This window comes from Pectobacterium wasabiae CFBP 3304 (assembly GCF_001742185.1).
Taxonomy (GTDB): domain Bacteria; phylum Pseudomonadota; class Gammaproteobacteria; order Enterobacterales; family Enterobacteriaceae; genus Pectobacterium; species Pectobacterium wasabiae.
Genome location: NZ_CP015750.1, coordinates 608,811 through 630,074 on the forward strand (window position 1 = coordinate 608,811; position 21,264 = coordinate 630,074).

General features: G+C 52.9%; 13 protein-coding genes. 1 reads left to right on the forward strand and 12 read right to left on the reverse strand.

Going from position 1 to position 21,264, the window contains the following annotated elements:
• Positions 1 to 3: 3 nt before the first annotated feature.
• The 8 genes from A7983_RS02815 to rlmD all read right to left on the reverse strand — a co-directional run bounded on the left by A7983_RS02815 (position 4) and on the right by rlmD (position 13,773).
• Complete coding sequence (locus tag A7983_RS02815) at positions 4 to 1,563, reverse strand: MFS transporter (protein ID WP_005974661.1); 1,560 nt, start codon at positions 1,561 to 1,563, stop codon at positions 4 to 6.
• Positions 1,564 to 1,879: 316 nt separating this feature from the next.
• A complete protein-coding gene (locus tag A7983_RS02820; RefSeq protein ID WP_005974664.1) occupies positions 1,880 to 2,956 on the reverse strand; it encodes an ABC transporter substrate-binding protein in 1,077 nt (358 codons plus the stop codon).
• A gap of 5 nt (positions 2,957 to 2,961) precedes the next feature.
• Positions 2,962 to 5,160, reverse strand: coding sequence for a TonB-dependent receptor (locus A7983_RS02825; RefSeq protein ID WP_005974667.1), 2,199 nt, complete (start codon positions 5,158 to 5,160; stop codon positions 2,962 to 2,964).
• A gap of 413 nt (positions 5,161 to 5,573) precedes the next feature.
• Entirely contained in the window at positions 5,574 to 6,869 is a 1,296-nt protein-coding gene (gene eno / locus A7983_RS02830; RefSeq protein ID WP_005974669.1) for a phosphopyruvate hydratase, read from the reverse strand.
• Positions 6,870 to 6,967: 98 nt separating this feature from the next.
• The gene (pyrG, locus tag A7983_RS02835; protein WP_005974672.1) at positions 6,968 to 8,605 is read right to left on the reverse strand and encodes a glutamine hydrolyzing CTP synthase; all 1,638 of its coding nucleotides are present in this window, start codon (positions 8,603 to 8,605) and stop codon (positions 6,968 to 6,970) included.
• Positions 8,606 to 8,831: 226 nt separating this feature from the next.
• The gene (mazG, locus tag A7983_RS02840; protein WP_005974675.1) at positions 8,832 to 9,629 is read right to left on the reverse strand and encodes a nucleoside triphosphate pyrophosphohydrolase; all 798 of its coding nucleotides are present in this window, start codon (positions 9,627 to 9,629) and stop codon (positions 8,832 to 8,834) included.
• Between the two features lie 503 nt (positions 9,630 to 10,132).
• The gene (relA, locus tag A7983_RS02845) at positions 10,133 to 12,370 is read right to left on the reverse strand and encodes a GTP diphosphokinase (RefSeq protein ID WP_005974678.1); all 2,238 of its coding nucleotides are present in this window, start codon (positions 12,368 to 12,370) and stop codon (positions 10,133 to 10,135) included.
• Positions 12,371 to 12,423: 53 nt separating this feature from the next.
• Positions 12,424 to 13,773 (reverse strand): 23S rRNA (uracil(1939)-C(5))-methyltransferase RlmD, encoded by a 1,350-nt coding sequence (rlmD, locus tag A7983_RS02850; RefSeq protein ID WP_005974680.1) that lies wholly within the window; start codon positions 13,771 to 13,773, stop codon positions 12,424 to 12,426.
• Between the two features lie 102 nt (positions 13,774 to 13,875).
• Between rlmD and barA the strand changes: the two genes are divergently transcribed.
• Complete coding sequence (gene barA, locus A7983_RS02855; protein ID WP_005974682.1) at positions 13,876 to 16,662, forward strand: two-component sensor histidine kinase BarA; 2,787 nt, start codon at positions 13,876 to 13,878, stop codon at positions 16,660 to 16,662.
• Between the two features lie 101 nt (positions 16,663 to 16,763).
• Here barA and A7983_RS02860 read toward each other — a convergent pair whose 3' ends face one another.
• From A7983_RS02860 to gudD, 4 genes are all read right to left on the reverse strand, one after another.
• Positions 16,764 to 17,909 (reverse strand): glycerate kinase, encoded by a 1,146-nt coding sequence (locus A7983_RS02860; RefSeq protein ID WP_005974685.1) that lies wholly within the window; start codon positions 17,907 to 17,909, stop codon positions 16,764 to 16,766.
• Positions 17,910 to 18,085: 176 nt separating this feature from the next.
• Positions 18,086 to 19,000 (reverse strand): 2-hydroxy-3-oxopropionate reductase, encoded by a 915-nt coding sequence (gene garR, locus A7983_RS02865; RefSeq protein WP_257785310.1) that lies wholly within the window; start codon positions 18,998 to 19,000, stop codon positions 18,086 to 18,088.
• A 52-nt stretch (positions 19,001 to 19,052) separates the two neighbouring features.
• Positions 19,053 to 19,823 (reverse strand): 2-dehydro-3-deoxyglucarate aldolase, encoded by a 771-nt coding sequence (garL, locus tag A7983_RS02870; protein WP_005974692.1) that lies wholly within the window; start codon positions 19,821 to 19,823, stop codon positions 19,053 to 19,055.
• Positions 19,824 to 19,892: 69 nt separating this feature from the next.
• The gene (gudD, locus tag A7983_RS02875; RefSeq protein WP_005974696.1) at positions 19,893 to 21,233 is read right to left on the reverse strand and encodes a glucarate dehydratase; all 1,341 of its coding nucleotides are present in this window, start codon (positions 21,231 to 21,233) and stop codon (positions 19,893 to 19,895) included.
• Positions 21,234 to 21,264: the final 31 nt, after the last annotated feature.

The following is a 21,264-nucleotide window of genomic DNA, read 5'->3' on the forward strand; positions in this document are numbered from 1 at the left end:
CAGTTACGACTGCGTGGCGTGCGTTACCGGCTTGTCACCTTTATGGCGGTTCAGGTAGCCGATATTATTGTTGCCCCACAGCGATTCATACGGCATACCCGCCAGCATTTCGACCGTGGCCCGCGCCTGCGGGGTAATCTTCTCTGGCACAGGACGCCCAGCCTCACGCATTTTCAGCGTTTCCTCGCGCAGCACGCTGTGCGTTTGCAGGTTGAGTTTAAAGCGGAGAGAGACCAGGAAGCCCAACACCAGCACACCCACGGTGCCGAAGCTCAAAATCATCAAAATCGTGTGACTGACGCCCGGCGCTTGTACGCTTTGCCCAGACACGAAACCAGATAGTTGCAACACAATCCCCACCAGCATCACCGCACCAGCCTGAGAGGCTTTGCGGGTCAGCGTCATAATCCCAGCGAAGATCCCTTCACGACGCTGCGCGGTAATCACTTCATCCACATCCGCAATATACGTGTAGGTGTTCCACGGCACGTAGTTGATCCCGCCGCGTCCGATGCCCGCCAGCGCAGAGATCAGCAGTAACAGAGAGAAGGTGTCATGCAGGCCGCTGTACCACAGAACGGCGTAGGAGAGCGCACTCAGGCCAAACAGGCACACGACCAGACGGTAAGACGGCGCTGGCCCAAAGCGAATACACAACGGAATCATGCCGATCACTGCGATGAATTGCAGAATTGCCATCGTTCCCATCAGGTTAGAGGCCATCGTCGGGCTTTGCATCAGCACAAAGACCACGTAGTAGGTAAACACCGCGTTGAACACATCCTGCGCGATATACCCGCCCAGATACATACCGAGATGCTGGCGGAAAATGCGAATACGCAGCGTGGAAACCAGTTCAACGTTCAGGCGTTTCAGGCTTTGGCCCAGCGTCAGAGACTGGCGCTCTTTCTCTGCTCGTAGCGACGCTTCCGACATCTCATCGCGTGGTCGCTCCCAGGTAAAGAAATAGACCAACGTCAGAACCAGCGCACAGATAACGGAGAACACCAGACTCGAATAGAAGAAGGATACCGCATTGTCTTTGCCAAAGTAGCCCAGCAGGATGCCCGGCAGGAAGGCAGCTAAAATCGCGGAAAGCTGCGCCAGCGCGATACGTGCGCCGGAGAACTTGGTTTTCTGTTTGAAATCGTCGGTCATTTCTGGCACCAGCGTTTCATACGGCACCAGCACCATGGTGTACACGACATCAAACAGCAGGTAGGTCAGCAGATAGTACCAATAGCTCATATCCCCCACCCACATGAAGCTGTAGCTAAACACGAAGGGAATTCCGAGCAGAATAAAGAATTTACGCCGGCCAAAGCGTTTGCCTAGCCAGGTTGAACCGAAGTTATCGGTCAGGAAACCCATCAGCGGGCTGACGACGGCATCGAGCACACGCGCCATCGCAAAAATAAACGTTGCCTCAATCGGCGTTAAGCCACAGAACGTGGTGTAAAAATAGAGTAACCAAGCGGCCGTCAGCGCGGTTGTACCCGCACCAAGAAAGTCCCCTGAACCGTAGGCTAAATAGTTAGCCAAACCGATCTTACGTGTTTTCATCGCCATCCTTCCCCGAGCATTTCTAGTTATGAAGGTGTCACGCTGTTACGTTAGCGCCCGGCGATCGTGAAAACCTTTGCGCTTTTGCCACCACGCCCCCGACGCTGGCAGCACGGGGAAGATTAGTGCGATCCGCTTCAAAGATTTTATAAAAAGCCATTTTAACTGAACAAAACTCGCCGTTCGTTTATGGCGATCACAGGATAGAAGATGGGTGTAGGTAGTAGGAAAGGCGAAAAGAAACGGGGCGTTATACCCCGCCCCGTAATGTCAAAAATCATTCACGGATAGCGCTAACCTGCGCCACCCGCGTGATTCAGCGTGGCGACAAAATTGACTCAACCTGCAGCGCGGTTAAATCAATGCCGTAAAAACGCAGATAAAAATCATGCGTCTCTTTTGCCATATCGATGTGCTGCATCTGCTGTGGGTACAGCGTTTTTGCCAGCCACAGAAATTGCAGCGCCTGCTCCGAGGTTTCCCGACACCACCAGAACATCCCTAGCGGATTCGCATAAACGCGCCCCTGTTTTACCGCCCTTAGCTGCTGCCACTGCGCATCCTGACGAATCGCCTTCGCATCCCCAGCACGCATCGTAATAATCACATCGGGATCGGCCTGAAAAATCTGCTCAAGTGAAACCGGTGCGGTTGTCACACCAGAACGGCTAAACCACGGTTCCGCCACGTTGATCGCGCCGCCCAGATCCATCCAGTCCTGATTCAATGAAGGACGTCCCGATGTGGTTAACGGATCGCCAACCGAATGGTAGACTTTTACACGCTGCTGTGGCGGAATGCGCTGAACAACTTCCGTCACACGCCTGACGTTATCCTGATAGTAGGCAGCAAAATCCTGCGCCCGACGCGATGCATCCGGCCCCAGGACCTCACCGGTAATCAACGTGCGTTCCACCATCGCCGCCAGCGAGTTATAGCGGAGCGGCACAATAGCGATCCCCGCTTTATTCAGCGCCTCAGCTTCAGCAACCAGCACACTTTCCGACACGAAAAAGACCTGAGCACGACGTGCAATCAATGCTTCGGTATTAATTCCCATGTTTCCGCTTTGAGAAACCAGCGAAGCCTGCGTAATGGATGGCACAAACTGACGGAACAGCGGCATATCGCGCACGAGCTTCGTCGTCCCGACAATACGATCGCCATAGCCCAGCATAGCCAGTATCGAGTTTTGCGCATTCCACGAGGTAGCAACCCGCTCAACCGTCGCGGGCACCGTCACCGTGCGATCGCCGTAATAGTGAATCGTCCGCTGCGCGGGTTCAGGCGCTTCCGCCTGAACCCAATGCACACCAGAGAAACCCACCGCCAACAGCATGAGCGCATTAAGCAGAAGCGTGCGATACCGCGTAATAAGGTAATGTTTCAACATTACACTCACCAGTCAACCGTCAGAGTAGCGCGGATTTCACGTGGTTCACCAGCGAACGCATTGGCACCACCGTTTGCACCATCTGTACCGCCAAAGATCGAACTCCAGTAGCGTTCATTGGTGACGTTATTGAGCACAACACGAAACGCTGCTGGCTTATCGTACAGTTTAAAGCCGTAGCGCGTGCCCAAATCCAGCGTGACGTAGCTGTCTGCCCACGTTGTGTTAGTGTCATTAGCTGCGCGTTTACCGGTGTAATGGAGATTCGCCATATAGACCAGATTAGGCGCGGATGGATGGCTATATTCCGTCAACAAATTGGCCTGAAACTTCGGCACACCAAGCACTCGTTTATTACGCGTTGCAGCTAACTTGGTGTCTTTCAACTTGGGATCAAGTAGGGTCATGCTGCTATAGAGATGCAAGCCGGAAAGCACTTCACCATCTGCCATCAACTCCAGCCCCGTGTTAACCTGATTACCTTGCTCCTTGAAAACGTTATCGGAAGGATCAACATAGGCGAAAGGTCGTTCCAAACGGAAAATGGCCGCGTTCAGATTCAGCCCATCCCACTGTGATTTCACCCCTGCTTCATATTGGGTACTGCGGTAAGGCTTCAGCGACTGCCCTGCATTTATCACCAGCTTGCCTGAATCCTTCTCAGGCGCACCTTCACCTTGCTCCAGTGAATCCGCATAGGCGACATAGGTCATCACATTAGGCAAGGGTTTATACATCAACGACACCGTTGGGCTGGTGCCAGTATCACGCTCTACACTACCCTTTGCGCCAAAACTGCGCGAAGTAATCCAGCTTTGGCTCACCACGCCCATCGCTGACCAACGATCGTTGAACGTGATGGTATCACCAACGGTGATCGCCTGCTGGCTGTCACGGCCGGATTTAGAGTAACCAGAACCGACATAAAAGCGCCCGTCACTAGGGTCGGTGTAAGTGCGTGGCGCATCGAACGCACTGGAACCTAACGGATAGGATTTCGGATCCCCCGGAGAGGCATACCTCGTCCACTGATATCCCGTGGTGCTAAATACCACATCATGCGAAGGCCCGTTTGTATCAATGTGGCCGTTCAGTTGTAGCGTATTGCTCAATACCTTAAAGCGTCCCGCAGAGTATGGCTGGTTCAATTTAGATGTAACCGTTCCGTCTTTTTGAATCGCGTGCCCTAACGAACGCATACCACGATCGGCGGTTTGATAGCCCACTCCGCCCGAGGCATACCAGTTATTATTGAAATAGTGTTTAAGGCGTGTGCTGGCCGTTTTGGTTATCAGATCGAGCCCCGCAAAGCTCTGTCCGTATCCCTGCTTCGTCACATCCGGTGCACTGGGTAATTGGGTTACATTGTCATAGGAAAAACCACTGGCATAGCCCATTTTGCGGAAGCGGTACTCGCTGGCGTTAACTTCCAACACCGTATTGGGCGAGAGGTTCCAGTCAAGCGCCACGCTGGCTAGTTGCCGCCTCAGCGTACTGTTGCTGATACTTCCTTCGCCTTCATCCTGTAGCAGGTTGATACGATAGCCGAACTGGTTTTCGTCTCCCAGATGCCCACCCAGATCGGCGTGTCCCATCGCCGCACCTTTACCGGAATAGCCTACGGTAAAGCGGTTTAACGTCTGCGCCGTTGGCCTTTTCTGCGTGAAATTAAACTGTCCGGCTGGGCTGGCAGGCCCATACAGTGCGCCAGTGAGGCTGTTAATCACATCCAGTCGCTCCAGCATCTCAACCGGAAAGGCGGTGGTAGAAATAATGTTTAATCCATCCAATCGGCTATTCGCCAGCACGTTTCCTTGCATGCCGCGACTTTGCGGACGACCTACGTCAATGCCACCCCGCGCCTGCATCTGGCTGGATGCGCTATATTTCAGGAGATCGTTAACATTTTTTGCCTGCTGATTGTTAATCATGGCTTCCGTTACGGTCGTGGTCGAATACGGCGTATCCAGCCGTGAACGTTTCCCCAGCGGCCCGATCTCCACATCATCGGTCGTCATACCTGCGCCAGCCAGATTCGCATTCGTCTCACTGCGATCGGCCTTGACGACCATCACGTCAGCCGCTTTTGCCTTTTCGCTATCTTTGATCGTTGCCGGTTCGGCGCTTAATACCGGTGGAACAACCACCATTAATACTGGCAATAACCACTGTGCTTTTTTTCTATTATTTTTTCGGGCTTTCATCCGCGATATCCCTGTTGGTCAATATTATGTCAATTATCGATATGTAATATTTTATATATCGCCGCATACTATACAGATATGACAGGAAGAAAATAAGGAGAGCGATAGAGGGATTTATTTTATAAAACGTTGAATTTTAAACATTCAAATATAAAAACAGGGTGTATGAAAAGTAACACTTTATGGGTATTAAGCTCCCAACAACAGGAGAGGTGGCGGCCAGGGATTCCGTCATAAAAAAACGTCGGGAACGTTTTCCAACGTTGCGTAAGCAACGGCCCGAAGGGTGAAGGACAGGGATGTCCTTCATAAAAAAATCCAGAAACGCTTGCACGCTTCTGGATTTTTATCGTTAATCACGTTGGTGCGTATCAGGCCGCCTTCTCAGCGACCAGATTACGCCAGAGACGTAATTACTGGCCTTTAACTTCTTTCAGACCGTTGAACGGCGCAGAGTCGCCCAGTGCTTCTTCGATACGGATCAGCTGGTTGTATTTAGCAACACGATCAGAACGGCTCATAGAACCGGTTTTGATCTGGCCCGCTGCAGTACCGACAGCCAGGTCAGCGATAGTAGCATCTTCAGTTTCACCTGAACGGTGAGAGATAACAGCCGTGTAGCCTGCATCTTTCGCCATTTTAATTGCAGCCAGTGTTTCGGTCAGAGAACCGATCTGGTTGAATTTGATCAGGATAGAGTTAGCGATGCCTTTATCGATGCCTTCTTTCAGGATCTTGGTGTTGGTTACGAACAGATCGTCACCAACCAACTGGATTTTGTCGCCCAGAACTTTAGTCTGGTAAGCGAAGCCAGCCCAATCAGATTCGTCCAGACCGTCTTCGATAGACACGATCGGGTACTGTTTGGTCAGATCTTCCAGGAAGTGAGTGAATTCTTCAGAGGTGAACGCTTTGTTGCCTTCGCCAGCCAGAACATATTTACCGTCTTTGTAGAATTCAGACGCTGCACAGTCCATCGCCAACGTGATGTCTTTGCCCAGCTCGTAGCCTGCTGCTTTTACCGCTTCTGCGATAACAGCCAGCGCTTCGGCGTTGGAACCCAGGTTTGGCGCATAGCCGCCTTCGTCACCAACAGCAGTGCCCATACCTTTAGATTTCAGAACTTTAGCCAGGGTGTGGAACACTTCAGAACCCATACGGATGGCTTCTTTCAGGGTTTTCGCGCCAACAGGCTGAATCATGAACTCTTGGATATCAACGTTGTTATCCGCGTGCTCGCCACCGTTGATGATGTTCATCATTGGCAGAGGCATAGAATATTTACCTGGGGTGCCGTTCAGCTCAGCGATGTGAGCATACAGCGGCAGGCCTTTTGACGCGGCAGCAGCTTTAGCAGCAGCCAGAGAAACGGCCAGAATGGCGTTAGCACCGAACTTGGATTTGTTCTCAGTACCGTCCAGGTCGATCATGATCTTATCGATGTTCGCCTGATCTTTCGCGTCTTTACCCAGTACAGCCTGAGCAATCGGGCCGTTAACCGCAGCAACGGCTTTCGTTACGCCTTTGCCCAGAAAACGGGATTTGTCACCGTCACGCAGTTCCAGCGCTTCGCGAGAGCCAGTAGAAGCCCCTGATGGCGCAGCAGCCAGACCTACAAAACCCCCTTCCAGATGAACTTCAGCTTCAACAGTTGGGTTTCCGCGTGAGTCGATGATTTCACGGCCGATGACTTTAACAATTTTGGACATTAGATTTTCCTCAGTACAAGTTAAACTAAAACTTTAGATAGAACTAAAACCCTAGACGAACAACGCGCGATAGCGATCGCGCGTTGCTGATATAACTCTTACTTCACCTGACGCTTCTGGTACGCGCCAGCGGCTTTCACAAAGCCGGCAAACAGGGGGTGTCCATCTCGCGGCGTTGATGTGAATTCCGGGTGGAATTGACAGGCAACGAACCAAGGATGATCGGGTAACTCGACAATCTCCACCAGTTTACGGTCGGCGGAAAGACCAGCAACCCGTAATCCCGCCGCTTCAATCTGTTTCAACAGCATGTTGTTAACTTCATAACGATGACGGTGACGTTCGATAATCGTCTGCTCACCGTACATCTGACGCACCAGACTACCTTCGGTCAGATGGCATTGCTGCCCGCCAACCCGCATGGTGCCGCCCAGATCGCTGGCTTCATCACGGACTTCAACATTGCCATTCTCATCACGCCATTCCGTGATCAGCGCAACGACAGGGTACTTACAGTCTGGCACAAACTCCGTTGAGTTTGCCCCTTCCATCCCAACAACGTTACGGGCAAATTCCATTAATGCGACCTGCATCCCCAGGCAAATGCCCAGATAAGGGATGTTGTTCTCACGGGCGTAATTCGCCGACATGATCTTCCCTTCGACGCCACGATAACCGAAGCCACCAGGGATCAGGATAGCGTCTAAATCTTTCAATACTTCGACACCACGGGTTTCAACATCCTGTGAGTCGATCAACTTGATGTTCACCGTCAGGCGATTCTTCAAACCACCGTGTTTCAGTGCTTCAATCACAGACTTGTAGGCATCCGGCAACGCGACATATTTGCCGACCATACCGATAGTCACTTCGCCGCCAGGGTTGGCTTCTTCGTACACAACCTGTTCCCATTCTGACAGGTTTGCTTCCGGGCAGTTCAAGCTGAATCGTTTACAAATATAATCGTCCAGCCCCTGCGATTTCAATAGCGACGGGATTTTATAAATTGAATCAATGTCTTTAAGGGATATTACTGCTTTTTCCGGCACATTACAGAATAAAGCAATTTTTGCACGCTCATTGGCGGGCACGGTGCGGTCGGAACGGCAAATCAGCACATCAGGCTGGATACCGATAGAAAGCAGTTCTTTAACGGAGTGCTGCGTTGGCTTGGTTTTCACTTCGCCTGCCGCCGCCAGATACGGCACCAGCGTCAGGTGCATAAACAGCGTGTGTTCGCGGCCCACTTGCACCGCCATCTGCCGAATCGCTTCAAGGAACGGCAGAGACTCGATATCACCGACCGTACCGCCGATTTCAACCAGAACAACATCGTGACCTTCGCCACCTTCAATGATGCGCTCTTTAATCGCGTTGGTGATATGCGGAATTACCTGAATGGTCGCGCCCAGATAGTCACCACGACGCTCTTTGCGCAGGACATCAGAGTAGATACGGCCAGTGGTGAAGTTGTTACGGCGCGACATTTTGGTGCGGATGAAGCGCTCGTAGTGACCCAAGTCCAGATCGGTTTCGGCGCCGTCTTCGGTGACAAACACTTCACCGTGCTGCGTCGGGCTCATCGTGCCCGGATCCACGTTGATGTACGGGTCCAGTTTCATGATGGTAACGTTGAGGCCACGGGCTTCAAGAATAGCCGCCAGAGAGGCTGCGGCAATGCCTTTACCCAGAGAGGAAACGACCCCGCCGGTCACAAAAATATAATTAGTTGTCATGCTGAACCTGAGAGTTTAGGTTTAAAGACGATGGGAGTACCAAGACGGGAAAGTAGTATACCTGAACCTGATGAACGCCACAAATGTTCGTTTTACACAATGTGGCGATTCCAACACACTCGCAGACGGAGTGAAACCGCACTCACCACAACCTACAATTACCTTTAAAAACAGACAAATAAAAACAATAAAATCGATAAAAAACGGCTTTGCGGTTAAAAATGGATCAATGGCTGATTTCCTGTTTTTTCACCTGCTGCCATGCGGCTTCCATTTCATCCAGCGTCGCCTGTTCCAGCGTTTTTCCCGATGCCGTAACGATTTGTTCTACCTCACGAAAACGACGAGAAAACTTGCGATTGGCAGCCTGTAACGCATTCTCAGCCTTGTGTCCCAAGTGACGAGAGAGATTGACTGTAGCGAACAATAAATCACCAATCTCTTCACCTAATTTTTCTTCATCGACAACGGCTTGCCGTGCCTCAAACATCACCTCATCAATCTCTTCATAAACTTTGTCGAGCACCGGCCCTAAGCTGTCCCAATCGAAGCCAACAGACGAACAACGCTGCTGAATTTTTTGTGCTTTCATCAAGGCAGGCAGCGCATCAGGAATATCATCCAACGGCGAGTGACGATCTTTTTCCGCACGTTCCTGCGCTTTTGTTTGCTCCCAATTTGCCAGTACAGCATCGCTGTCCGTCAGCGTCAGCTCGCCGAAAATATGCGGATGGCGGCGCTCCAATTTGTCGCTGATGGCGTTACACACGTCGGAGAAATCGAACAATCCCTTTTCCTGCGCCAGTTGTGCGTAAAACACCACCTGAAACAGCAAATCACCTAACTCACCGCGCAGGTCGTCAAAATCCTGACGGCTGATGGCATCCAGCACTTCGTAGGTTTCTTCCAGCGTATAAGGCGCGATGGTGTCAAAGGTCTGTTTTTTGTCCCACGGACAGCCATTTTCGGGATCGCGGAGGGTTTTCATGATGGCGAGCAGACGCTCGGTGGAGGATAAGTTCATTGAATTCTCGATTATAAAACAAACAAAAAATAAGGTGCGCTAAAGCCTGTTCCCCACACCTCCGCTGTGAACTGTCTCTCAGCCACATATTTATGCAGATGTGGAAAGGGTTTCGTGCGCCAGAATACCGCCATTTTCATGCTGCCTCATAGCACGCGCCCGACACAGGGCGGCTCAGTCGCCGTCGCCCTGCGAACCCTGGCTTCCGGCTAAATTATGTCGCTGCGCGATACCTTCGTCGGTATCAGGCTTAACGGACCGCTTGCGACACGTTTACTCGCCCCATAAATGGAGCTCGCCCTTCGGGCCAGCACAAGTGCTGTTCAAAAACGTCTCTGACGTTTTTGTCCGACGTGGCGCAAGCTTTCGCGGCATCCATGCCGCTCATCCTAAGCCAGCTATCTCCTCAGCATAATTCCTTACGCCGGATAACAGCTAACCCCGGCGACTCCCTACATCATTTGAGCCTAAAAGGCAGCCGATGAAGGAAACGTTGGGAAGTGTCACGCCCCCTGCTGGCGCCGCGCATCGATCACATCCGGCAGTTGGTTGAGCTTCGCCAGAATACGCCCCAGCACTTGTAGGTTGTAGATTTCGATATCCATATCAATCGTTGCCAGTTGCTGTTTGGTGTCGCTACGGCTGGCGACGCCCAGTACATTAACCTTCTCGTTCGCCAGAATCGTGGTGATATCTCGCAGTAGGCCGCTGCGATCGTTGGCAATGACTCTCACCACCAGCGAATAACCGCTGGAGTAGCTTTCACCCCATACCGCGTCCACAATCCGCTCCGGCGAACTGGCGCGCAGTTCGTCTAGTTGTTCACAGTCAGCGCGGTGAATTGAAATTCCCCGTCCGCGTGTGATAAATCCGGTGATCTCATCACCCGGTATCGGCTGGCAGCAGCGGGCAATGTGATGCATCAAATTGCCAACGCCTTCCACCACCACGCGACCATTGTCTTTGTTATTACTACGCGCTGGCGGCTGATGCGTTTTTTGCGTCAGTTGTCGCAGCGCTTCGCGATCCAATTCTTCTGCACTCGGCTGTTTTAACTGCGATTGCAGGAAATTCACCATCTGGTTCAGACGTACATCACCGCCGCCAATCGCAGCCAGTAACTCATCCAGCGAATTCACGTTGTAGCGCGGCAGCAGCAGTTTTTCCGCCGCTTTCAGGCTAATCCCCAAATGCGCCAGTTCGTCATCGAGAATCTGTCGACCCGCCAGAATGTTCTTGTCGCGATCTTGCTTGCGGAACCAGTTCTGGATCTTGGAGCGCCCACGGCTAGTGGTGATATACCCGAGATTCGGATTCAGCCAGTCGCGGCTTGGGTTCGGCTGCTTCTGGGTGATAATTTCAATCTGATCGCCCATTTGCAGTTGGTAGGTAAACGGCACAATCCGTCCGCTGATTTTCGCCCCGATGCAGCGATGCCCGATATCACTGTGGATGTGATAAGCGAAGTCCAGCGGCGTGGAACCGGCGGGAAGATCGACCACGTCACCTTTCGGCGTAAAGACATAGACGCGATCGTCGAACACCTGACTACGGACTTCGTCCAGCACGTCATTCGAGTCGGCCATCTCTTCCTGCCAGGCAAGCAGTTTACGCAGCCAGGCAATACGACCTTCGTAGCCAGAACGCCCGCCCACGGAGGTGCCTTCTTTGTATTTCCAGTGCGCTGCGACGCCCAGTTCGGCATCTTCATGCATCTGACGCGTGCGAATCTGAATTTCGAGCGTCTTCCCACCCGGCCCTAACACCACCGTGTGGATGGATTGATAGCCATTCGGTTTGGGGTTAGCAACGTAATCGTCGAACTCGTCCGGTAGATGGCGATAGTGCGTATGCACGATACCGAGCGCCCCATAGCAATCCTGTAAACGTTCAACGACAATACGTACTGCACGCACGTCGAACAGTTCATCGAACGACAGCGCTTTCTTCTGCATCTTACGCCAGATGCTATAAATATGTTTGGGGCGGCCGTAGATCTCTGCCTGCACGCCCTCTTCTTTCATCGCATCGCGCAGCGTTTTGACAAAATCATCAATGTACTGCGCGCGATCGATACGGCGCTCATGCAGCAATTTGGCGATTTTTTTATATTCATCAGGATGCAGGTAGCGGAAGCAGAAATCCTCCAGCTCCCACTTCAACTGGCCGATACCCAAACGGTTAGCCAGCGGCGCGTAGATATTGGTACACTCTTTGGCCGCCAACACCCGTTCTTCTTCCGGGGCATCCTTCACTTCACGCAGGTGTGCGATCCGCTCGGCGAGCTTAATCACCACGCAGCGGAAATCTTCCACCATCGCCAACAGCATACGGCGGATGTTATCGACCTGTTCGGAGGAGCCTGAATCATTCTGCGTCGCTTTGAGCTGGCGGATTGCATCCATATCGCGCACGCCATGCACCAAATCAACGATGTTTTTCCCAAACGCAGCTTCCAGCGTCGGTTCATCGACCACGTTCGCATCGGCCAGCGGAAAGAGCAGCGCCGCACGCATGCTGTCATTGTCCATGCTAAGCGTGGACAGAATTTCCACCATTTCGATGCCACGCCACAGCAATAACGAGGCATCAGCGTGATCTTGCGTTTGCTGTTCACAGTAACGCCAGGTTTCGGCTAAACGTTCACACGATTGCTGACTGGCAATGCCCAGTGAAGCAATCCACGCGTCAGGGACAAATTCACCTGCCGTATTCAAATGCGCACTTCTTACCGCAACCATAATTTCTCCCTACGTTACCCTTCACCTTGCAAACGACGCTGTGCTTCTGTTTATTAAGCCTTCCGCGTGCCGGAATCGTGCAAAAACAGTGCCATCGATTCAAGGTGTCCGGTATGTGGAAACATATCCAGCATCGCAACATTCGCCAACCGGTAACCGGCTGCGAGTAACACTTTGCTGTCGCGTGCTAGCGTCGTGGCGTTACAGGAAACATACACCACCCGTTTCGGTGCCAGTTTGGTTATCTGCTCCATCACGCCTGCCGCGCCCGCACGTGCCGGATCAAGTAATATCTTATCAAAACCCTGAGCCGCCCACGGCTGCTGTGTGACGTCATCTTCAAGATTTTGGTGAAAAAATGTGACATTGGACAACGCATTGCGGCGGGCATTCTCACGTCCTTTCTCGACTAACGCGGTAACCCCTTCCACACCGACAACGCTGGCGGCACGCTGTGCCAGCGGCAGCGTGAAATTGCCCATGCCGCAAAACAGATCCAATATTCTATCCTGCGGTTGTACATCCAGCCACGTCAGCGCCTGAGCAACCATCTGCTGGTTCACCGCATCATTGACCTGAATAAAATCACGCGGGCTAAATGCCAGCGTCAGCCCAGCGACGTGATAGACCGGCTCTTCGCCCTGTAGGCACGTCAGCGAGTCGGCATCTGGTGCCAGATAAACCGAGACACTCTGCTGCTGGGCAAAATCACGCAACGCCTGCTCATCCGATGGATGCAGTGGATCAAGATGCCTCAGCACCAGCAGCGGACCGTTCTCTGCATTCACCAGTTCCACGTGCCCAAGACGCTTCACCGCTTTTAGTCGACTCAGACATTCGCGCAACGGTTGCAGCAGCGCTTCAAGCTCGGGGCGCAATACCGGACAGGCTTTGATATCCACTAGATCGTGAGAATTGGGCTGCCGATAGCCCATCAATAGCCGCTGCTCTTTTGCCTGAAAGTATAACGCAAGCCGCGCACGTCTCCGATAGGCATAAGGTGTGCCAGCAACCAGCGATGCGGCTGGCAGTACAGCGCCCGTTTCCCGCGTCATCAGGCGCATCAACGCTGCGATTTTGCTACTCTGTTGCAGCGTGATTTCTGCATGCTGCTGCTGACAACCGCCACAGCGGGTAAAATGAGGGCACAGCGGCTCAACGCGCTGCGGGCTAGGCGCTAGAAGGCGTTTCAGCTTCGCATGCGAAAACTGACGTTTTTCTTCCGTCAGTTGCACCTCGGCCTGCTCTCCCGGCAGTACCCCTGTGACAAAAACCGTCTTGCCTTCGTGACGCGCTACGCCCTGCCCAAACGGGTCAAGTGACGCCACCGTGACAGTGAGGTTTTTCGCTGGAACTGCTTTCCGGGTCGTCACACGCCGGTTTGGAGAGTAGAATTGCGCCATAATGTACTATCGATTTTTCTCTTGAGTTGAATGGCTGTACCCGATAACTAAATTAAATAATAGGGTGCCTGGCATCCTCTAATTCTCCCACATTGGAACCTCATGACCAAATACAGTCTTCGTGCACGGATGTTGATACTGATTTTGGCACCGACGCTGATGATCGGGCTACTGCTCAGTTCGTTCTTCGTTATCCATCGTTACAATCAACTACAGGCGCAGTTGGCCGATTCGGGCACCAGCATCATTGAACCGTTGGCAACCATCAGCGCTTACGCCATTACCCATCGCCAGATGGACACGATCCCTGCGTTAATTAATACGCTTCATCGCCGCCACTCCGCGATTATTCGTACCATTAGCGTGTTCGATGCCCGTAATCAGCTACTGGCCACCACCAATGTCCGCAACAACGTGACATTACTGCCGCTCAGCAGCGATGCGCTTTCGTACAATAAGCTGCACCTGCACCACACGAATGATGCGCTGATTTTGCACATGCCGATCGTCAATGACAGTGAATTCATGCCTGGCGGAGTGCAGCCCGGCACCGCGACGCCTCTCGGCTATCTGGTGATCGAGCTGGATACCAGTACCATCCGGCTTCAGCAGTATCAGGAAATCTTTATCGCCGCACTCCTGCTGCTGTTATCACTGGGTGCAGCCGTTGTTTTTGCCTATCGTCTGATGCGGGATGTCACCACGCCGATCCGCAATATGGTGGATACCGTCGATCGCATTCGCCGCGGGCAATTGGATAGTCGAGTGGAAGGCTATATGCTCGGCGAGTTGGATATGCTGAAAAACGGCATTAACTCGATGGCGATGTCGCTAACTGCCTACCACGAAGAAATGCAGCAAAACATCGATCAGGCGACCTACGATCTGCGAGAGACGTTGGAGCAGATGGAGATCCAAAACGTCGAGCTGGATCTCGCCAAAAAGCGCGCGCAGGAAGCGGCACGCATCAAGTCCGAATTTTTGGCGAATATGTCACACGAACTGAGAACGCCGCTGAATGGCGTGATCGGTTTCACCCGCCAGACATTGAAAACCTCACTGAACACCACGCAGACCGACTATTTACTTACCATTGAGCGATCCGCCAATAACCTGCTGAATATTATTAACGATGTGCTGGATTTCTCGAAGCTGGAGGCCGGAAAGCTGGTACTGGAGGATATTCCGTTCTCCCTGCACAGCACGCTGGACGACGTTATGATGTTGCTGGCGCATACGGCACATGAAAAAGGGTTAGAACTGACGCTCAGTATTCAGAACGACGTTCCCGAACAGTACGTCGGCGATCCGCTACGGATACAGCAAATCATCACTAATCTGCTGGGCAATGCGATTAAATTTACTGAACAGGGCAACATTGACATTCGAGTAGAGAAGCGCCGACAGGAACATCATCAGGTTCAGCTAGAGGTACAAATATGCGATACCGGCATCGGTATCGCCGAGTTGCAGCAATCACAACTGTTTCAGGCTTTCCGTCAGGCTGACACCAGTATTTCACGCCGTCATGGCGGTACAGGGCTTGGGCTGGTCATCACCCAACGTTTGGTCAAAGAGATGGGTGGCGACATCAGTTTTCAAAGCCAGCTCAACAAAGGCTCGACTTTCTGGTTCCACATCACGCTGCCGCTCAATCCCCACACGGTGCCTATTGAGCCGGTTTATACGATGCTGCAAGGTAAACATCTGGCCTACGTCGAGTACCACCCCATCGCGGCACAGGCCACGTTGGATATCCTGAGCCAGACGCCGTTGATGGTGAGCTATAGCCCGACATTTGAGCAATTGCCGGAAGGGGAATTTGATATCCTGCTGCTCGCCATTCCCGCGCAATATCGCAATACGCTGCTCGACTATACCCCCAGACTGCGCGATATCTGCCGCCGTGCGCCGTGCGTGATTCTGGCGCTGCCCAGTCTGGCGCAAATGGATGCCGAGCAGTTGAAGACTTTCGGCGTGCATGCCTGCCTGAGCAAACCGCTTGCCGCATCACGCCTGTTACCACTACTACAGGACAGCACGCTCTTCCAACTCTCTTTCCTGCCGAGCGACACCACATCGCATCAGGGTGCAGTACGCCATCCAGCCCGTCTGCCGCTGAGCGTGATGGCGGTAGATGACAACCCGGCGAATCTGAAACTGATCGGCACATTGCTGGAGGAACAGGTCGATACGATTATCTTGTGCGAAAGCGGGACAGAGGCGATTACACAAGCAAAAATGCATCAAATCGACATTATCCTGATGGATATTCAGATGCCGGGTATGGACGGCATTTGCGCCAGCGAGTGGATCCGCCAGATCCCTCACCATGCCACTACGCCCATTATCGCGGTGACCGCGCAGACGATGACGGGTGAACGTGAGCACCTGTTGAGCTCGGGTATGGATGACTATCTGGCCAAGCCAATAGACGAGCAGATGCTGAAAAGCGTGCTGACACGTCATGCGCGGAAAGATCCGTTGAAGCGCGATCGGGCCGACATGGTGGGTCTGCTGAGCGAACACGACGACAGCCAACTGTCACTCGACTGGGCATTGGCACAGCAACAAGCTGCCAACAAACCGGAACTGGCGCGTGACCTGTTACAAATGCTGTTGGATTTCCTGCCGGAGGTGCAGCGAAAAATAGAGAACGTGCTAAATGGTCAGACGGATGACGATATTATCGAGCTGGTCCATAAACTGCATGGCAGTTGCAGCTACAGCGGCGTTCCGCGTCTGAAACGCATCTGCCGCTATCTGGAACAACAGTTGCGCAAAGGCGTTCACGCCAGCGATCTCGAACCCGAATGGCTGGAATTACTGGACGAGATCGACAACGTCAACAACGCCGCTCAGCCGCATATCAACCCCCGACTCCCATAATCAATGACCGATATAGCCCTGTCTCTTCGTCATATTTTATCTGGCGGTGGAGACAGTTTCGAGCGCTGACAATACGGCTATTTTATGCTCCTTCGTAGCACTCAGCGCGATACTGACTGCGCCAGTCGGATCGTGGCGGCGATATTGCGCGCCGTCATTCGCACATTCTCTGCCGCATTATCCAGCGCTTCTTCGAGTGAGCAGATGTTGTAAAGCACGCTGAATACAGCATCCAACCCATGCTCATGCACGACGCCGACATCTGCCGTCAGGCTGCCTGCAATACCAATAACCGGTTTATTATACTGTTTGGCAACTCGCGCCACACCAATCGGCACTTTGCCATGGATCGTCTGGCTGTCGATACGTCCTTCCCCGGTAATCACCAGCGTGGCATCTCGAACCAGTTCGTCCAGCCCCAATGCTTCCGTGACAATCTCTATTCCCTGACGAAGCTCAGCGCCGCAAAAGGCCTGTAACGCTGCGCCCATTCCGCCGGCAGCACCCGCTCCAGGAACCTGTTCCACGTCCATGTCCAGATCGTGACGGATCACTGCGGCATAATGCTTCAACGCATTATCCAACTGTTCGATCATCTCCGGCGTTGCGCCTTTCTGAGGACCAAAAATAGCCGAGGCCCCCAGCTTCCCCGTCAACGGGTTAGTCACATCGCAGGCCACTTCAAAACGGCAGCCTTTAATTCGCTCATCCAGCTCGCTGATATCAATGCGGGCGAGTTTGTCGAGTTCACCGCCGCCAAAACCAATCTGTTCGCCCTGCTTATCCAGCAACTTCGCGCCCAGCGCCTGCACCATGCCCGATCCGCCATCATTGGTTGCGCTCCCGCCAATCCCGATGATGCAGTGCCGAACGCCGTGATCCAACGCGCAGCGAATTAACTCGCCCGTGCCATAGCTAGTAGTTTTTAATGGGTTACGCTGTTGTGAAGGCACGCGCTCCAGACCGCTTGCCGCCGCCATCTCAATAAAGGCCGTTTTTTCATCGCCAGACAGGCCAAAGAACGCGTCAATATTATCGCCTAACGGTCCTGTCACCTTAACATTAACAATCTTGCCATCGGTCGCAGCCACCATGGCTTCAACCGTGCCTTCTCCACCATCTGCAACGGGCAATTTGACATAGCAGGCATCGGGAAATATTTCACGAAACCCCTTTTCAATTTGCGTAGCAACCTCTTGTGCAGACAAGCTTTCTTTATAAGAATCCGGTGCGATCACTATTTTCATAAACGATCCGATTTCATCAACGTTCCGATTGCATCAATAATCCGCGCGCTCATGAAATAGCGCTTATACCCATCAGCTTTCAGGGCAGAGATCCTGAAATCTCTTGGGTAGATCAGAATGCTTATCTGCCAGTCGGCTGGCATCCTGTGCCAGCCTCGTGACTATCGCTTCACGGCTTATCGCGTAACTTCTACTTTAGCCAGTTTCTCGTAGTAACACGCCAGCGCACTGTGGTCGGCCGATCCCAGATCGTCCGCTTTCAGCGCCTGCATCATTTCCATCACCGCCGCCGTTAACGGCAACTGTGCACCAACGCCGTGTGAGGTATCCAAAGCATTCGCCAGATCTTTGATATGCAGATCGATGCGAAACCCTGGCTTAAAGTTACGATCCATCACCATCGGCGCTTTCGCATCCAGCACGGTGCTACCCGCCAACCCACCGCGAATCGCCTGATAAACCAGATCGGGGTTAACACCTGCTTTCGTCGCCAGCACCAGCGCTTCAGACATAGCAGCAATGTTCAGTGCCACAATCACCTGGTTCGCCAGTTTGGTGACGTTGCCCGCACCGATATCGCCGGTATGTACAACGGAACCAGCCATTGATTTAAGAATTTCAAAGCAGCGGTCAAACTGCGCTTTGTCGCCACCGACCATCACGGACAGCGTGCCGTCGATCGCTTTAGGTTCACCACCGCTAACCGGGGCGTCCAGCATGGAAATCTCTTTTACCGCCAGCGCAGCAGCAATTTCACGGCTGGCAAGTGGTGCGATGGAACTCATATCCACCACAATGCTTCCGGCACGCGCGCCATCAATGACGCCGTTTTCGCCCAGCACCACCTCTTTAACGTGTGGAGAGTTAGGCAGCATGGTGATGATAATGTCGCTCTGCGCCGCAACCTGTTTTGGCGTTTCAGCCGCCGTCGCACCTGCCGCAACCACTTCCGCGACGGCTTCCAGATTTCTGTCCATCACGACTAATGAGTAACCTGCTTTTAGCAGATTTTTACTCATCGGTTTTCCCATAATGCCCAGTCCAATAAAACCAATTTTCATCGCCCTAACCTCATTGTCTGATGTAGATATCACTTCAATTCACGATGAACCCGTCTCATGACGGATTCGATTCGCGGCGGAATCACTTCTTGTATTTGTCGCTCAGCGCCTGTGTCGCGCCTCGGAACACGCCCAGATCGCTACCGACCGCCACAAAGCTTGCGCCCCATTCCAGATAGCGACGCGCATCGGCTTCAACCGGTGCCAGAATGCCGCACGGTTTGTTATGTGCCGCCGCGCGATCGAAGATGTGGCGGATCGCCTTCTGCACGTCAGGGTGGTTAGGCTGACCGAGATAGCCCAGCGCCGCTGACAGATCGCTCGGGCCAACAAATACGCCGTCTACGCCATCTACCGCGATGATCGCATCCAGATTGTCGAGGCCGTCCTGACTTTCGATTTGCACCACGACGGTAATGTTGTCGTTAATCTTGGCGAAATAGTCCGGTTCGGTGCCATAGCTATTGCTACGATGCGCCACGGAAACACCGCGAATACCCGCTGGCGGATAACGGGTGGAAGCGACCGCACGCGCGGCTTCTTCTGCCGTTTCCACGAAGGGGATCAGGAAGTTATTGAACCCAATATCCAGCAGTCGTTTGATGATGATCGGTTCATTACACGGCGGACGAACAACCGGCGCGCTGTGGCTACCTTTCAGCGCCATTAGCTGGGGAATAAACGTCACGATATCGTTAGGCGCGTGCTCTCCATCCAGCACCAACCAGTCGAATCCAGCGAGCCCCAGCACTTCGGTTGAAATCGGGTTGCCTAGCGCACACCAGCAGCCAATCAACGTTTTCCCCTGCTGCAAATCTTGGCGAAAACGGTTAGGTAACAGCGGAGTCTTCATTTTTTATCCTCGGTCATTCCAGCGCCGCTTACCTGAAGCGGCGCGCTCAAAAAACGGAAAAGTGGGACGTTAGCGAACCAGACACGGACGTTTGTTATCAAACGTCCACTCAGGAATAAGGTACTGCATTCCCATTGCGTCGTTGCGTGCGCCTAATCCCATGTTTTTATACAGCTCGTGGGCTTTCATCACCTGATCCATATCCAGCTCGACACCCAGACCTGGTTTCTTCGGCACTTCCACCATACCGCCAACAATCTGCAACGGTTCTTTCGTCAGGCGTTGGTTACCTTCCTGCCAAATCCAGTGCGTATCGATCGCCGTAATCTTGCCCGGCGCCGCAGCGGCAACCTGGGTAAACATGGCCAGTGAAATATCAAAGTGGTTATTAGAGTGAGAACCCCAGGTCAAGCCCCATTCATGGCACATCTGTGCCACACGAACGGAGCCTTGCATCGTCCAGAAGTGCGGATCGGCCAACGGAATATCGACCGATTGCAGCGAAATAGTGTGACCCATTTGACGCCAGTCGGTGGCGATCATATTGGTCGCGGTAGGCAACCCCGTCGCACGGCGGAACTCAGCCATCACTTCACGACCAGAGAAACCTTGTTCCGCACCGCACGGGTCTTCCGCATACGCTAGTACGCCGCGTAGTTGCTTGCCCAGACCGATGGCTTCATCCAGCGACCAGGCACCGTTCGGGTCTAGCGTAATGCGCGCCTGCGGGAAGCGTTTCGCCAGCGCGGTCACCGCTTCGGCTTCTTCGCTACCGGCTAGTACGCCGCCTTTCAGTTTGAAATCATTAAAACCGTATTTTTCATACGCGGACTCAGCCAGACGCACGATGGTTTCTGGCGACAGGGCTTCTTCGTGACGTAGACGATACCAGTCGCACTTCTCACTCGTCTGATTCTGATAAGGCAGATCGGTCTTGTTACGATCGCCGATATAGAACAGATAACCCAGCATTTCTACCGCATCACGCTGTTGACCATCCCCTAGCAGCGAAGCCACGCTGACATTGAGGAATTGCCCCAGCAGATCCAGCATGGCGGCTTCTATCCCCGTGACAACATGGATGGTGGTACGCAGATCGAACGTCTGCAAACCACGCCCAGAGGAGTCACGGTCAGCAAACTGCGCACGCACTGCCGTCATCACGTTTTTGTATTCGCCTAGCGTTTTACCCACCACCAGCGCGGCAGCATCCTCCAGCGTCTGACGGATTTTTTCACCACCAGGGATTTCACCGACACCGGTATTCCCGGCGTTATCTTTCAGAATCACAATGTTGCGCGTGAAATAGGGTGCATGTGCGCCACTCAGGTTGAGCAGCATACTGTCGTGACCTGCAACCGGAATAACCTGCATGTGGGTAATAACCGGCGTTGAATTTTGCAACGTCATTTTCTTATCCTTATCTCTCTAATTTTTTATG

What these genes read in the sequence shown, in the direction of transcription:
- A7983_RS02815 (WP_005974661.1), bottom strand. Translation starts at nt 1,563, where the DNA reads ATGAAAACACGTAAGATCGGTTTGGCTAACTATTTAGCCTACGGTTCA.
- barA (WP_005974682.1), top strand. Translation starts at nt 13,876, where the DNA reads ATGACCAAATACAGTCTTCGTGCACGGATGTTGATACTGATTTTGGCA.
- A7983_RS02820 (WP_005974664.1), bottom strand. Translation starts at nt 2,956, where the DNA reads ATGTTGAAACATTACCTTATTACGCGGTATCGCACGCTTCTGCTTAAT.
- rlmD (WP_005974680.1), bottom strand. Translation starts at nt 13,773, where the DNA reads ATGGCGCAATTCTACTCTCCAAACCGGCGTGTGACGACCCGGAAAGCA.
- mazG (WP_005974675.1), bottom strand. Translation starts at nt 9,629, where the DNA reads ATGAACTTATCCTCCACCGAGCGTCTGCTCGCCATCATGAAAACCCTC.
- relA (WP_005974678.1), bottom strand. Translation starts at nt 12,370, where the DNA reads ATGGTTGCGGTAAGAAGTGCGCATTTGAATACGGCAGGTGAATTTGTC.
- gudD (WP_005974696.1), bottom strand. Translation starts at nt 21,233, where the DNA reads ATGACGTTGCAAAATTCAACGCCGGTTATTACCCACATGCAGGTTATT.
- A7983_RS02825 (WP_005974667.1), bottom strand. Translation starts at nt 5,160, where the DNA reads ATGAAAGCCCGAAAAAATAATAGAAAAAAAGCACAGTGGTTATTGCCA.
- eno (WP_005974669.1), bottom strand. Translation starts at nt 6,869, where the DNA reads ATGTCCAAAATTGTTAAAGTCATCGGCCGTGAAATCATCGACTCACGC.
- garL (WP_005974692.1), bottom strand. Translation starts at nt 19,823, where the DNA reads ATGAAGACTCCGCTGTTACCTAACCGTTTTCGCCAAGATTTGCAGCAG.
- pyrG (WP_005974672.1), bottom strand. Translation starts at nt 8,605, where the DNA reads ATGACAACTAATTATATTTTTGTGACCGGCGGGGTCGTTTCCTCTCTG.
- A7983_RS02860 (WP_005974685.1), bottom strand. Translation starts at nt 17,909, where the DNA reads ATGAAAATAGTGATCGCACCGGATTCTTATAAAGAAAGCTTGTCTGCA.